The sequence below is a fragment of the Ruegeria sp. AF1 genome (assembly GCF_056542125.1).
Genome location: NZ_JBQFZG010000003.1, coordinates 76,013 through 90,250, shown reverse-complemented (window position 1 = coordinate 90,250; position 14,238 = coordinate 76,013). Strand labels below are relative to the sequence as shown.

The 14,238-nt window shown below is 59.4% G+C and carries 14 protein-coding genes; 6 read left to right on the top strand and 8 right to left on the bottom strand.

The window, feature by feature from the left end; genetic code table 11:
* Positions 1-16: 16 nt before the first annotated feature.
* From ACR0BK_RS07260 to cobU, 3 genes are read right to left on the bottom strand one after another with little or no spacing between them, the layout of a single operon-like run.
* Positions 17-901 (bottom strand): glutathione S-transferase, encoded by an 885-nt coding sequence (locus ACR0BK_RS07260; protein WP_480554194.1) that lies wholly within the window; start codon positions 899-901, stop codon positions 17-19.
* Between the two features lie 58 nt (positions 902-959).
* Complete coding sequence (locus tag ACR0BK_RS07255) at positions 960-1,538, bottom strand: histidine phosphatase family protein (protein WP_480475170.1); 579 nt, start codon at positions 1,536-1,538, stop codon at positions 960-962.
* Positions 1,535-2,056 carry a bifunctional adenosylcobinamide kinase/adenosylcobinamide-phosphate guanylyltransferase gene (cobU, locus tag ACR0BK_RS07250; protein WP_480554193.1) on the bottom strand — a complete coding sequence of 174 codons (522 nt, stop codon included), beginning with the start codon at positions 2,054-2,056 and terminating at the stop codon, positions 1,535-1,537. The genes ACR0BK_RS07255 and cobU overlap by 4 nt, the downstream gene beginning before the upstream one ends.
* Before the next feature lie 100 nt (positions 2,057-2,156).
* Between cobU and ACR0BK_RS07245 the strand changes: the two genes are divergently transcribed.
* The 6 genes from ACR0BK_RS07245 (at position 2,157) to ACR0BK_RS07220 (ending at position 8,727) form a co-directional block, all read left to right on the top strand.
* Entirely contained in the window at positions 2,157-3,035 is an 879-nt protein-coding gene (locus ACR0BK_RS07245) for an RNA polymerase factor sigma-32 (RefSeq protein ID WP_480475174.1), read from the top strand.
* Positions 3,032-3,856, top strand: coding sequence for a ChaN family lipoprotein (locus ACR0BK_RS07240; RefSeq protein WP_480554192.1), 825 nt, complete (start codon positions 3,032-3,034; stop codon positions 3,854-3,856). Before ACR0BK_RS07245 ends, ACR0BK_RS07240 begins: the two co-directional genes overlap by 4 nt.
* Before the next feature lie 63 nt (positions 3,857-3,919).
* Positions 3,920-5,116, top strand: coding sequence for a bifunctional phosphopantothenoylcysteine decarboxylase/phosphopantothenate--cysteine ligase CoaBC (coaBC, locus tag ACR0BK_RS07235; RefSeq protein ID WP_480518505.1), 1,197 nt, complete (start codon positions 3,920-3,922; stop codon positions 5,114-5,116).
* Between the two features lie 15 nt (positions 5,117-5,131).
* Positions 5,132-5,587 (top strand): dUTP diphosphatase, encoded by a 456-nt coding sequence (gene dut / locus ACR0BK_RS07230; protein WP_480554191.1) that lies wholly within the window; start codon positions 5,132-5,134, stop codon positions 5,585-5,587.
* A complete protein-coding gene (locus ACR0BK_RS07225) occupies positions 5,587-6,636 on the top strand; it encodes a HesA/MoeB/ThiF family protein (RefSeq protein ID WP_480554190.1) in 1,050 nt (349 codons plus the stop codon). The genes dut and ACR0BK_RS07225 overlap by 1 nt, the downstream gene beginning before the upstream one ends.
* A 75-nt stretch (positions 6,637-6,711) precedes the next feature.
* Positions 6,712-8,727 carry a M3 family metallopeptidase gene (locus tag ACR0BK_RS07220; RefSeq protein ID WP_480554189.1) on the top strand — a complete coding sequence of 672 codons (2,016 nt, stop codon included), beginning with the start codon at positions 6,712-6,714 and terminating at the stop codon, positions 8,725-8,727.
* Positions 8,728-8,729: 2 nt separating this feature from the next.
* Here ACR0BK_RS07220 and ACR0BK_RS07215 read toward each other — a convergent pair whose 3' ends face one another.
* Genes ACR0BK_RS07215 through mreC form a run of 5 tightly spaced genes read right to left on the bottom strand, consistent with a single transcriptional unit; the run spans position 8,730 to position 14,191 of the window.
* Complete coding sequence (locus ACR0BK_RS07215; protein ID WP_480554188.1) at positions 8,730-9,662, bottom strand: 2-hydroxyacid dehydrogenase; 933 nt, start codon at positions 9,660-9,662, stop codon at positions 8,730-8,732.
* A gap of 15 nt (positions 9,663-9,677) precedes the next feature.
* Complete coding sequence (gene rodA, locus ACR0BK_RS07210; RefSeq protein WP_480475188.1) at positions 9,678-10,817, bottom strand: rod shape-determining protein RodA; 1,140 nt, start codon at positions 10,815-10,817, stop codon at positions 9,678-9,680.
* Positions 10,814-12,763, bottom strand: coding sequence for a penicillin-binding protein 2 (gene mrdA / locus ACR0BK_RS07205; RefSeq protein WP_480475190.1), 1,950 nt, complete (start codon positions 12,761-12,763; stop codon positions 10,814-10,816). The genes rodA and mrdA overlap by 4 nt, the downstream gene beginning before the upstream one ends.
* A complete protein-coding gene (locus ACR0BK_RS07200) occupies positions 12,760-13,296 on the bottom strand; it encodes a rod shape-determining protein MreD (protein WP_480554187.1) in 537 nt (178 codons plus the stop codon). Before ACR0BK_RS07200 ends, mrdA begins: the two co-directional genes overlap by 4 nt.
* Complete coding sequence (gene mreC, locus ACR0BK_RS07195) at positions 13,289-14,191, bottom strand: rod shape-determining protein MreC (protein WP_480554186.1); 903 nt, start codon at positions 14,189-14,191, stop codon at positions 13,289-13,291. Before mreC ends, ACR0BK_RS07200 begins: the two co-directional genes overlap by 8 nt.
* Positions 14,192-14,238 lie beyond the last annotated feature (47 nt).

Here is a 14,238-nt window from a genome sequence, read left to right as displayed (position 1 = left end):
CTGCCACGGTTCTGGTTTAAGAGTCGTTAACGGCTGCGCGCATGGCCGCGAATTTGGGCCATGCTTCGGGATCGGCCACGGTTTTGTTCCGGCAGAATGGGTTGCAGAACCCCCAACATTGTCCATCTAGCTCCATGTACTCGGTCACAGGCTTGCCGGAATACGGGCAGGCGGCGTTGATTGACGGACCACCTGAAACCGGCTTCGCAGCAGATACACCCCCGACCGGCCAGGGGCTGGACGGTAAATCCTGCGCGTATGGGAAGGTGTCGTACACAACGGTCAATCCCATGGCGCGCCACTGTCTGACTATGGGATCAGAGAGCAATTCCATGCAATAAGCCCGGTTCGCCTCTGACACCGGCAGCCCATATCCTATTATCCGCGCAGCAACGGGTGTGTAGAAGACGTCTGCCAGTGAATAGGCACCAAATAACGGGCCTTGGTCTGCCCCTGACACGCTCCGCGCATGTGCCCAGAGTGTTTCAATCCTCTCCAGGTCTGACAAAGTCGCCTCAGACGGCGTAAAGCCTTGCCACACGTTGCGCAGCTGCATGGCGCATTCTCCACGCAGGGCGCTGAAACCGGCTACCATTTCGGCGCATAGCCAGCGGGCTGTTGCCCGGGCTGCGGCATCCGAAGGCCACAACCCGGCATCGGGGTGGCGTTCGGCCAGGGTTTCGGCCATCGCCAGGCTTTCCCCCACAACCGTTCCATCCGGCATGCGCAGGGCAGGGACAAGGCGGGCAGGGGCCAGCGGTTCCATGTCTTGCGCCATGGTGCCGGAATAGAGGCCGATCATGTGGCTGCGATAGGGCAGGTTGAATTTCTCAAGCATCAACCAGCCGCGCATTGACCAGCTGGAGAAGAGGCGATCGCCGATATAAAGGTCATAAGTCATGCGCGGACGATGCCTCAGCTTTGCGGACCGGTAAATCAGTGATTTGTGTTGGACCTGTTCACGGAAGGTGATTGATCGATCCGACAGTCCACACCCCGCCGTTGACAGCAATATCCGTAACGGAAAGGTTGTCGATCCGATGCGCAAAGGTCCGCTGCCCGTCCAGACCAAGGGCACGTTGTACTTGCGTTAGGATTACGCCGAAATGCGCGACGATCACCAGATCGCGGCCCGTATGCGCGGACATAAGCGCGTCGATCGCGGAATCGACCCGGTCGCGGACCTCATTCCAGCTTTCACCTTGCGGTGGGCGGACATCACCGGGGTTGTCCCAATAGGCAAAAGCCAGCTCGGGGTCTTCGGCTTCAATATCGGCAAACCCGCGAAGCTCCCACTGACCGAAATGGATTTCCCGCAGGTTCGGGTGATGTGGCAGACGGTGACGCTGGCCCTGAATGGCCGAAGCAGTGTCAATTGCACGCGACAGGTCGGACGAAATCACAAATGCATCGGGTGGCAAATGATCGTGCAGGCGCTTCAGCGCTGCTGTATCGCTTAGATCAGCAGGCAGATCGGACCAGCCAACCATCGTCTTTGCATGCGTAGGCCCATGGCGAACAAGATGCAGTCGCGTCACGGCAGCTGCCCTTTCAGGACCAACGGCAACCCGGCGGTCACTTGCACCACCAGATCAGCCTGTGCCGCAAGTGCGATGTTCAGCCGACCCTGCGCTTCGCGAAAGCGACGGGCAAGCGGGTTATCGGGAACAATACCGTGCCCGACCTCGTTCGACACGATCACTACCTGCGCTGTACATGCGCGCAGGGCCTTTAGCAGGTCAGTTTGGACTGCCCCCAGATCGGTTTCGGCCAGCAAATGATTGCTGAGCCATATGGTGGCGCAATCTACCAGACACACCTGATCCGAGGATAGGCTGGACAGCACCGGTCCCAGGTCAAGAGGCTCTTCAATCGTGGTCCACCCGCCGCCCCGCTGTTCCAGATGGCGATCAACCTTCTGCCGCATCTCGTCATCAAACACTTGTGATGTCGCTAGGTAAACTCGATTTTTCCCAGTGGAAACAACGAGGTTCTCGGCAAATGCCGACTTGCCCGAAGCAGCTCCACCCAGAATTAAGGTTAAATCTGACGTCACAGTACTTACCTAAAGATGATCCAATTGGTGCTGTTTTGCGTATCGGTCATAGGTCGGCATGGCAAGCCCGGCCAACGCCTGCAAAACAGGGGAGAGGTTTATGGCACTGGACAACGCGACAGATTTTTCGATGTCCCGGCAAGCGATGAAGGCCGAGTTGCTGGATGCGGAAACGGAACTGAAGCTGGCCTATGCCTGGCGTGACCAGCGTGACGAACAGGCACTGCACCGCCTGATCACAGCGTATATGCGGCTGGCAATATCGATGGCGGCCAAGTTCAAACGCTATGGCGCGCCGATGAATGACCTTATCCAGGAGGCCGGTCTGGGATTGATGAAGGCCGCAGACAAGTTCGACCCTGATCGCGGCGTGCGGTTTTCGACTTATGCGGTGTGGTGGATCAAGGCGAGCATTCAGGACTATGTGATGCGGAACTGGTCCATGGTGCGAACGGGGTCCACCTCGGCGCAGAAATCGCTGTTTTTCAACATGCGTCGGGTTCAGGCCCGCCTTGAACGCGAGGCCGCGACCGAAGGTCTTGAACTGGATCGCCACCAGCTGCATCAGATGATTGCCACGGAAATCGGGGTTCCTCTGCGCGACGTTGAACTGATGGAAGGTCGGCTGTCAGGGTCAGATTTTTCTCTGAACGCGGTGCAATCCGCCGACGAAGACGGGCGTGAATGGATCGATGCGCTGGAAGATGAACGTGAACAGGCCGCCGAAGCAGTTGAACACACCCACGATACCAAACAATTGCGCCAATGGTTGCTGATCGCGATGAACGCACTGAATGACCGCGAGCGGTTCATTGTGCGCGAACGCAAACTGCGCGAGCCTGCGCGGACACTGGAAAGTCTCGGCGTCGAGTTGGGTCTGTCCAAGGAACGCGTGCGACAGCTCGAGGCTGCGGCGTTCGCAAAAATGCGCAAGAACCTTGAAGCCCAGTCGAGCGAGGTGCAACACTTCATCGCATGAAACAGCTTGCGATTCTTGCCTGTGTTCTGGGCCTTACGGTTACAGCAGCGCGACCCGGACTGGCGGAAAATCTTATTTCTGATGATGTGGCTCTCGCGATGCGGGATGCTGATGTGGTCATTCTGGGAGAGGTTCACGACAATCCCCGCCACCACTTTATTCAAGCTGAAGCGATTATGAAAATCTCACCTTCGGCTGTTGTCTGGGAGATGGTTACCGAAGAAGGCGCGCAACGGCTGGCGCAAAAAGCGGTGTCCAACCCTGAAGAGTTGAGCCGCATTCTGCAATGGGCAGAAAGCGGTTGGCCACCTCTTAGGCTTTATTATCCGGTGTTCAAGGCCTCCGGTGCGCCGGTTTACGGGGCCATGGTGCCGCGTGGTGCCGCGCGGGCCGCGATGGAACGCGGAGCAGCCACCGCGTTGGGTGCAGATGCGGCGCGCTATGGTTTGACTGTACCGCTGACGCCTGAGGAGCAGGAGGCGCGCGAGGCGGATCAACTGGCCGCGCATTGCGATGCTCTCCCGCCCGAGATGTTACCCCAGATGGTTGCGATCCAGCGACTGCGCGATGCTGTGCTGGCTCGCGCCGTGATGCGCGCGATGGAAGAAACGGGCGGCCCGGTTGCCGTGATCACTGGGAACGGACATGCGCGCAAAGACCGAGGTATCCCGACATATCTTGAACGGCTTCAACCCGGATGGAAGGTGGTCTCGGTCGGACAGTCTGAGGACGATATCATCGAAGGCGACTTTGATCTCGTAATCGATAGCCCCACAGTTGCGCGTGAAGACCCCTGTGTGGCGTTTCAGGTTCAGAATTAATCGCTGGAACAACCTGCTGGCCTTGCCTAATGTCGGGGCCGACCGGGACAGGAAGGGCTGAACATGCTGTCATCCAAACGCATTCTGCTGATCATCGGCGGCGGCATTGCGGCCTACAAATCGCTGGACCTGATCCGCAGGCTGCGTGAGCGTGGCGCAGCCGTGACGCCTGTGCTGACGCGTGCGGCAGAGGAATTTGTAACACCTCTGTCCGTGTCTGCTCTTGCCTCAGAAAAGGTCTATGGCGATCTGTTCGATCTGACCGCCGAGGCCGAGATGGGCCATATCCAGCTGTCACGCTCTGCCGATCTGATTGTTGTGGCCCCCGCAACCGCGGACCTGATGGGCAAGATGGCCGGGGGGTTGGCAAATGATCTGGCATCGACCCTTCTGATGGCGACGGACACGCCTGTTCTGTGTGCGCCCGCGATGAATGTACGCATGTGGGAACACCCGGCGACGCGACGCAACCTGAAGCAGCTTCAAGCGGATGGCGTGCGCTTTGTTGGCCCAAACGAAGGTGATATGGCCTGCGGTGAATATGGCCCCGGACGCATGTCGGAACCGCTGGAAATCGTCGCGGCGGTTGAGGCGCAGCTTGCGGCAGGACCCTTGGTGGGAAAGCGCGTGCTGGTGACGTCGGGCCCGACGCATGAGCCGATTGATCCGGTCCGGTATATCGCGAACCGCTCTTCCGGGGCGCAGGGCTCGGCCGTGGCACAGGCGCTTGCGGATTTGGGGGCCGAGGTGATCTTTGTCACGGGCCCTGCTGACGTACCGCCACCGGCGGGTGTGCAGGTCGTGCCGGTCGAGACAGCGCAACAGATGTCGGACGCGGTTGATGCGGCGCTGCCCGTCGACGCGGGCGTGTTTGCGGCGGCGGTGGCAGATTGGCGCGTGGCCAGTGCGTCGGACAAGAAACTGAAGAAAAGCCGCGACGGTCTGCCGGTTCTGGAATTTGCCGAGAACCCCGACATTCTCAGACGCGTCTCGCGGATGGAAAATGGGCGCCCACCTTTGGTTGTCGGCTTTGCAGCCGAGACCGATGACGTGATCGAACATGCCACCGCCAAGCGACTGCGCAAAGGCTGTGACTGGATTGTTGCCAACGATGTCAGCCCTGCCACCGGGATCATGGGCGGGTCCGAGAATGCAGTTATCCTGATCTCGGACAGCGGAGCCGAAGAATGGCCGCGTATGGGCAAGGCCGAGGTTGCGCGGCGGTTGGCAAGCAGGATCGCAGACGCGTTGGCGGGCTGAAGGAAAGGCAAAACCATGGTTGCAATTCGAGTGATCCGCGAAGACGGGGCAGACCCCGCCGTGGCGCTTCCGTCCTACGAAACTGCGGGTGCTGCTGGCGCGGACGTGCGTGCCAATTTGCCCGAGGGGGCTTCGATTATGCTGGAGCCCGGACAGCGGGCGCTAGTGCCGACCGGTCTGCGCATTGAAATCCCGCAGGGATACGAGGTTCAAGTTCGACCCCGCTCGGGCCTTGCACTGAAACACGGGATCACGCTGCTCAATACGCCGGGCACCATAGACAGTGATTATCGCGGACCTCTGGGGGTAATCGTGATGAATGCCGGTCAGGAACCGTTCGAGATCACCCATGGCGATCGTATCGCGCAGCTGGTAGTTGCCCCTGTCGTGCAGGCGGCATTCGAACTGGCTGAGGCATTGGGTGAAACAGATCGCGGGGCTGGTGGTTTCGGCTCGACCGGGCGCGGCTGATGCTGCTGGTTCTTGTTCTGGCAGCGGGGCTATGGGGCGTTGGCTATATCGCTGGCACTTCAAAAACCGCGCGCGTGGTGTTGGTGAGTGTGTTGTTGCTCGGGGTGATCCTGTCTCATCTGATCTTTCCGGATGGGCATCCCCTGCGCGAAGCAACCGGTGGGTCCGCGGCACTGTGGCTGATCCTTGCAGGTTTCGCGGCCATCGTTTTGCTATATGGCCGTGTGCTGAAGGCCCTTCGCAACCGTGCAGTAAAGGCCTCCAAACCGGAATCTACCTTGCCCTCTGACCGTTTCACTGAAACCGAGCTGAACCGGTATGCCCGCCACATCGTGCTGCGCGAATTGGGCGGGCCGGGTCAGAAAAAGTTGAAACAAGCCCGTGTTCTGGTGATCGGTGCGGGAGGTTTGGGCGCCCCGGCGCTGCAATACCTGGCGGCCGCAGGTGTGGGTACAATCGGGGTCATTGACGACGACATAGTCGAGAATGCGAACCTTCAGCGGCAGGTGATCCACCGCGATGCAGATATCGATATGCCCAAGGTCTTTTCCGCCCAGCAAGCGATGGAGGCGCAGAACCCGAATGTGGTGGTTCTGCCCTTTCATCGCAGATTGAGCGATGATATCGCGGCAGATCTTTTTGCCGACTTCGATCTGATCCTTGACGGTACGGATAATTTTGAGACCCGCTATCTGGCCAACCGGACTGCCGCCGCGCTGGGCAAGCCTCTGATTTCGGGGGCCTTGTCGCAGTGGGAAGGGCAGCTCAGCGTGTTTGACCCAGCCAATGGCAGCCCGTGCTATCAGTGTATCTTTCCCGAAGCCCCGGCCCCCGGTCTGGCCCCGTCCTGCTCCGAGGCCGGTGTGATTGGCCCGTTGCCGGGCGTCGTCGGATCGATGATGGCGGTTGAGGCGATAAAGGTGATCACGGGCGCTGGCATGGCGCTGCGGGGTGAGATGCTGATCTACGACGCCCTATATGGTGAAAGCCGCAAGATCACACTGACCCGCCGTGCTGATTGCCCCATCTGCGGTACCGCAAGCGATTAACCTTTCTTAACGTGGGCTGGGGGTTCTGGAACACCCGGCCATGGCGAACTAGCTATAGGGTCAAAGGAGATCCGCATGACCAACCCGATCCTGTCCAACTGGACCACCCCATTCGAAATAGCCCCTTTCGCCGATATTTCGGATGATGATTTTGCCCCGGCTCTGGATCAGGCGATGACCGCGCATAACGCCCAGATCGATGCGATTGCAGCAAATGCAGAGGCCCCTACTTTCGCCAACACAGTCGAAGCCCTCGAGGCTGCGGGCGAGCAGCTGGACAAGGTTCTGTCGGTCTTCTTCACCGTTGCAGGCGCAGACAGCAACCCAAAGCGGGAAGAGTTGCAGCGCGCGTTTTCACCCAAGCTTTCGGCGCATTTCTCGGGAATTTCCTCGAACAAGGCGCTGTTTGAACGCGTTGCCGACCTTTGGGCACGGCGCGATGACCTGAACCTGACCGAGGAACAGGCACGCGTTCTGATGCTGACCCATCGAGGTTTTGTTCGTGCAGGTGCGGCGTTGGACGGGGAGGAAGACGCTCGTATGCAAGAAATCAAGTCACGCCTCGCCTCGTTGGGGACATCCTTTACCCAGAACCTGCTGGCGGATGAGCGGGATTGGTTCATGGACCTGACCGAACAAGATCTGCAGGGCCTGCCGGATTTCGTTGTGAATGCGGCGCGCGCTGCTGGTGTGGAAAAGGGCGCGGGGGGGCCGGTTGTTACTCTGTCCCGGTCGCTGATCGTGCCGTTTCTTCAGTTTTCACCTCGTCGGGACCTGCGCGAAAAAGCATATCGCGCCTGGGCTGCCCGCGGGGCGAATGGCGGCGAGACCGACAATCGCGAGATCGCGGCTGAGATTCTGGGTTTGCGTGAGGAACGCGCCAAGCTGTTGGGTTATGACAGTTTCGCCGATTACAAGCTGGAAACCGAGATGGCGCGCACGCCGGACCGGGTGCGTAAGCTGTTGATGCAGGTGTGGGAACCTGCCAGGGCCCGCGCCGATGCGGACGCAGAAATCCTGACCCGGATGATGCAGGACGACGGCGTCAACGGCCCGCTGGAAGCATGGGACTGGCGCTATTATGCTGAAAAGCGGCGTAAGGCGGAACATGATCTGGATGAGGCGGAACTGAAACCCTACCTACAACTTGACCGAATGATCGAGGCATCGTTTGCTTGCGCAAATCGCCTGTTCGGGCTGGAATTCAAGCCTTTGAACGTGCCGCTTTATCACCCTGATTGCCGCGCGTGGGAGGTTACACGCAACGGTCGGCACGTCGCCGTGTTCATCGGTGACTACTTTGCACGGGGGTCAAAGCGATCAGGTGCCTGGTGCAGCGCGATGCGGGCACAGGCCAGATTCCCGAATGAACAGGCACCGATTGTCATCAATGTCTGCAACTTCGCCAAGGGTGATCCGGCACTGCTGTCTTATGACGATGCACGCACCCTGTTCCACGAATTTGGCCACGCCTTGCACCAGATGCTGTCCAATGTGACCTACGAAAGCATCTCGGGTACCTCGGTTGCGCGCGATTTTGTCGAACTGCCCAGCCAGCTTTATGAACACTGGCTGGAAGTGCCCGAAGTTCTGGCCGAGTTTGCCACCCATGCCGAAACGGGCGAGCCGATGCCGCAAGAGATGCTTGAAAAAGTGCTGAATGCTGCCAATTTCGACCAGGGGTTCCAGACGGTGGAATATGTCGCCTCGGCCCTTGTTGATCTGGCCTTCCACGATGGCGACGCCCCAGCAGACCCGATGGCAAAACAGGCCGAGGTTCTAGCCGGGTTGGGGATGCCGCAAGCCATTGGAATGCGCCATGCCACGCCCCACTTTGCGCATGTATTCGCAGGCGATGGCTATAGCTCGGGCTATTACAGTTATATGTGGTCCGAGGTGATGGATGCTGACGCCTTTGCCGCCTTCGAAGAAGCAGGTGGCGCCTTCGATCCCGAACGGGCCAAAGCGCTGGAAGATAGTATCTTGTCCACCGGCGGTTCGCGCGAGGCAGAGGACCTGTATCTTGCGTTCCGGGGGCGATTGCCGGGCGTGGATGCCCTGCTAAAAGGCCGCGGTTTGATTGCGGCGTGACGTCAGTAGCCCAGCGTGCGGTCGACCAGGTGCACAAAGGGCTCACCGGCTTCGCCACGCCGGATGTTTTCGCAAATGACCTGTGCGGCAGTGACAGGGCGTGTCTCGGACGCTATGTGAGGGGTCACGGTGACATTCGGATGCGCCCAATAGGGGTGGTCGGCGGGCAAGGGCTCGACACGAAACACATCCAGCGTTGCGTGGCCCACCTGACCCGAGTTCAGGGCATTCAACAGCGCATCATCATCAATCAGCGGCCCGCGTCCCGGGTTGATGATCCGCGCACCTTTGGGCAGCAGGGCCAGCGTTTCCGCATTCAGCGCATTTTCAGTGGCAGTAGTATCGGGCAGCAACAGTACTACAATTTCTGCGTGAGAAAGCGCCTGGCGCAACCCTTCGGCACCATGCAGGCATGTTACACCGGGAATGTCCCTGGCTGTACGGCTCCAGCCTGAGACCCGAAACTCAAGCGCTGTCAGCGCGCGGGCCACGGCTTCGCCCAATGCACCAAGCCCCAGAATACAAACGTTGCGCTCTTGCGCCAGCGGTGGGACGTCTGGGGTCCAGACACCGTCCTGTACCATGATGTGCCGGTCCATCCCCAAATGGTAGCGCAGCACGTGGCCAACCACCCACTCGATCATACCCTGCGTCAGACCGTGATCCACCATCCGCGCCAGCGGAACGGTCAGTGTTTCGTTACCCACGATTTTTTCGACCCCGGCCCAAAGGCTCAGCACCGCTTTCAGGCGCGTGAAAGGTCTGAAATCCTGTACCCCTCCGTTTGGGGCGTAAACAACGTAGTCGACCTGATCCGGTTCGAACTCGGTTCCAAGCTGAACGTCCAGACCCGCCTCATCAAGATATTGTGTCAGCAGCGGCTCATACACCGGCCATAGGGCAGGGCGCGCGGAAAACAGGACGTTCACAGACATCAGAGACCTTTCAGATCAACGGGGGCGGTGAATATGGGCGCTTTGGACGATGCCAAAGGCTGCCATTAGAACCAGCATGGCCGAGCCACCATAGCTGACCATCGGCAATGGTACACCCACGACAGGAGCCATGCCCATCACCATCGACATGTTGACGGCAAAAAACAGGAAGAAGTTCAGCGCGATACCCAGCGTGACCAGAGATGAAAACCGGTCCTTGGTTGCCAGTGCCGTGACCATGCAGAAAACCAGAATCAAGGCATAAAGGGTCAACAGGGTCGTTCCCCCGACAAATCCGAACTCTTCGGCCAACGTCGTGAAAATGAAATCGGTGTGCTTTTCGGGCAGGAAGTTCAGGCGGGACTGCGTGCCCTGCATGAACCCACGCCCGTTCCAGCCCCCGGAACCCAAGGCAATCTTGGATTGGGTTATGTGGTAACCGGCCCCCAGGGGATCGGTGGACGGGTCCAGAAAGGTGTCGATGCGCCGAAACTGATAGTCCTTCAGCAATTGCCAGTCGGTCCCACGGCTGTTGAAAACAGTGGCGATCAGACCCACGACAGCAGCAATAACGGCGGCAAAATAGGCCCAGTGAACCCCTGCCAGAAACATCAACCCACCTCCTGCGGCCAGAAGCAGGATAGATGTGCCGAGATCGGGCTGTTTCAGAACCAGCAATGTAGGCAGGATGATCAGGACAACCGGGATAAGAACCCAAAGCGGGCGGGATGTTTTATGCGAGGGAAGCCAGTCGTAATAGGCCGCAAGCAACATGACCAGCGTGACTTTCATGACCTCCGAGGGTTGCAGGCGCATGAACCCAAGGTCGATCCAGCGCTGCGCACCCATTCCGATGGTGCCGAACAGTTCAACAAATACCAGCAAAGCCACCGAGCCGAGATAGGCCAGCACCGACATGTTGCGCCAGAACCAGATCGGAACCAGTGCGATGATGAACATCACTGCCAGACCAAGCCCGAAACGTTCCATCTGCGGCTCGGCCCAGGGCGTCCACGAACCGCCCGCAACGGAATACAACATCAGAAAGCCCGCGCTGGCGGTGCTGATCAACAGCAACGTCAGCGGCCAGTTCATATACAGGAATTTGCGAAACCCCGACGGCGTGGATTTGACGGCATATTCAAGATAGCTCATGCACGGTCCTTTCCATCCGGTCGCGCCTTGGGGCGTTTTTCACCCTCCAGCCGTTTTTGCTGTTCTTTGATGTGTTCGCGGTCGGCGACGGGGTAGGCTTCAAGCGGCGGAGTGCCGTCATAAAGAGCTTGCAGCATGATGTCGCGTGCAATCGGGGCTGCGGCCGTGGACCCGCCGCCGCCATGCTCAACAACCACGGCTACGGCGTATTTCGGGTTATCAAACGGTGCAAAGCAAACGAACAGTGCGTGGTCGCGGCGTTCCCACGGCAGGTCCTCGTTGCGGATCACGCCTGCCGCCCGTTCGGCCTTGGTTATGTTTCGAACCTGGCTGGTTCCGGTTTTCCCTGCCATCCGGAACTCATCCGCGATGATGCGGCTTCGATATGCCGTGCCCCGCCTGTCATTCGAGACCGAGAACATGGCCTTGCGGACCTGTTCCAGATTGTAGGAATTGAGGCCCAGTGGTTCTCCGGCGCCCGAGGGTTGTTCAACACCGTCGATCGAGCGCACCAGGCGCGGCGTGACTGCACGACCGGTGGCGATGCGGGCGGTCATCACAGCCAGTTGCAGCGGCGAAGCCAGCATGAAGCCCTGACCGATGGACGCGTTTGCCGTATCGCCCACAAGCCACTCCTGACCATACGCGCGCTGCTTCCATTCCTGATTGGGGGCCAGCCCATCTGCCACTGCAGACATCGGGATATCATGCTTGACCCCCAGTCCCAAAGTGCGGGCCATGTCAGAGATCTTGTCGATGCCAACCCGCAGAGCCACGTCATAGTAATAGACATCGCAGCTGCGTTTCAGCGAGAGGTTGAGGTCGACCGTCCCGTGCCCACCACGTTTCCAGCAATGGAAGCGACGACTGCCGACCTTCAGGTGCCCGGGGCAGTACACGGTGTTGCCGGGGGAGACTACGCCAGCTTCCAACGCGGCCAGCGCGGTGACCATCTTGAAGGTCGATCCCGGAGGATATGTGCCTTGCACGGACTTATTCGCCAGCGGACGATACTTGTCTTCTGTCAGTGCCCGGTAATCGGCGACCGAAATGCCGCGAACAAACAGGTTCGGATCAAAACTGGGTGCCGAGGCGACCGCGCGCAGGTCGCCGGTTTCGCAGTCTATGACAACTGCGGCCGCACTTTCGCCCGCCAGTCGCGCCTGTGCATATTGTTGCAGTTCAGCGTCGATGGACAGTTGCAGATCTGCCCCGGGTTGTCCTTCCTGCCGGTCAAGCTCGCGCATGACACGCCCCGTCGCGTTGACCTCGACCCGCTTTGCACCGGCTTTGCCGCGCAGTTCGATTTCCTGCTTTGCCTCAAGGCCGACCTTTCCAATCTGGAATCTTGGGATGCGCAATACCGGCTCAGGGTCTTCGATTTTGCTGAGGTCATAGTCGCTGACCGGGCCGACATAGCCGACGATATGGGCGAAATCCTCGTATCGTGGGTATTGCCGCGTCAGGCCGACCTCGGGCGTTACGCCCGGCAGCGCCGGAGCATTGACCGCAACCTTCGAGATATCCTCCCACGTAACCTGATCCGCCAGCGTCACCGGCAGAAACGGGGCCGAGCGGCGCATTTCAGTCCTGGCGCGCTCGATCTCATCTTCGTTCAGAGGGATCAGTTCCGACAGTTTGGCGATGACTTTTTCCACGTCATCGGCATCCTCACGCACAATGACGATGCGATAGGAAGGTGAGTTCTGGCCGATGATCTGACCGTTCCGGTCATAGATACGCCCACGGGTCGGTGGGATAAGCCGGATGTTGATGCGGTTTTCTTCGGCCAACAAGCGATATTCGTCGGCCTGTTCTACCTGCATGAACCGCATTCGTGCCGCCAGACTGCCTATGAACACCGCCTGTAGACCGCCCAGCAACAGCGCTCTGCGTGGCAGACGCTTATAGGCAAGGCCCTGGGATTTGGGTTTGCGCTGTTTCATGCCCGGCTTCTCACAGCGCTGACATCAGCAGCGGATATGCGGCGGACCCCCAACGCGCTTTGGCTAAGCAACACGACCAACGGGTAGACAGCGACCGTCAGCACAAGCTGAACCACGACCGGCCCCAGTGCAGCCTGCTGCACGGACATCACCGATAGTACTAACCTGTTCATCAAGATGACCGCCGTGATCACAATGCCGACAGACATCCACTCCCCGGCAAATCCCGCATCCCTCATACCCAAAGCCGCTGACCGCAGATAGGTCGACCCGACTACGGTCAGCGCTGCCAATAGACCCGGTGGACGTTGCAGCAGAAAGTCGGCCATCAGCATGACAAGCGCGACCAAAACAGTCGGGACGTAATCGGGCCGCCGCAACACCCAGGCAAAAGTCAGGGCAATCAGGACGTCGGGAAAAGGCCAACGATCGGGTTGAGCGTCCAATGGCAACAGGTGCAGAAACAGCACAGCAAAAGCCAGCAAGGCATAAAGGCTGCGCATGGCCCAGATTTGCGAAGTCGGTCTATCCATCGCTGACCTCATCCGGGGTCAATGCCACCTCTGGGCGGGTGGGGCCTACGATACTGCCCGGATCCTGAATGGGCGGAGCCGAGTGAAACCGCAGAACCCTGAGAAACTCGAGCCTTTCGAAATCAGCCGACAGTCGGACCCGCAGGCGCCCCCCTGGGTCTGCCGCGATTTGACCGATCAGCAGGCCCGCAGGAAACACGCCGCCATCACCCGAAGTGATCACCCGGTCACCTGGGCGAACCAACTCGCGGTTCTCAAGAAACTCCACCGCGGGCGCGGGGTTGTTGTCGCCTTTGATCAGAGCGGTCTGCCCAGAAGGTTGAATGGTTGCGGGAATGGCGCTGGTCGCGTCCGTCATAAGGATCACGCGTGCCGTGTCAGGGCCAACACCTGATATCCGGCCCACCAGGCCAATGCCGTCCATCGTGGCCCATCCATCTACGATCCCGTCACGCTCTCCGACATTCAGCAGAACGGATTGCCGGAATGGCGACCCGCTGTCGGCCATGACAACGCCGGTGATGTAGGTCAGACGAGGGTCAAGGCGGACATTGTTCAAATCCAGCAGTCGCGCGTTTTCCTGTTCAAGCTGCAAAGCAGCCTCTTTCCAGGCGCGCATTAGGCGCAGTTCGCTACGCAGTTCCCTGTTTTGCTCGCTCAGGCGCTGATAGCTTTGGAAGTCACGCACCAGATTGACGGCGGCAGTCACCGGGACCATGGCCCATTCCATTGATGGTACAACCGTATCCACGATTCGCGCGCGGAACCGTTCTACGCGCGGGCTGTCGATGCGCCACAAAAGGAAGATACCAAGCAGGCACAGCACAACTATCCCCAGCAACAAGCGTCGCAGGGGGGTCGTGTACTCATCGCGCTGTGATCGGTCTTTTGCCACAGGTTACCTTCCCGTGCTGCTCGCGCCGATATAACCCTATCTTCCGA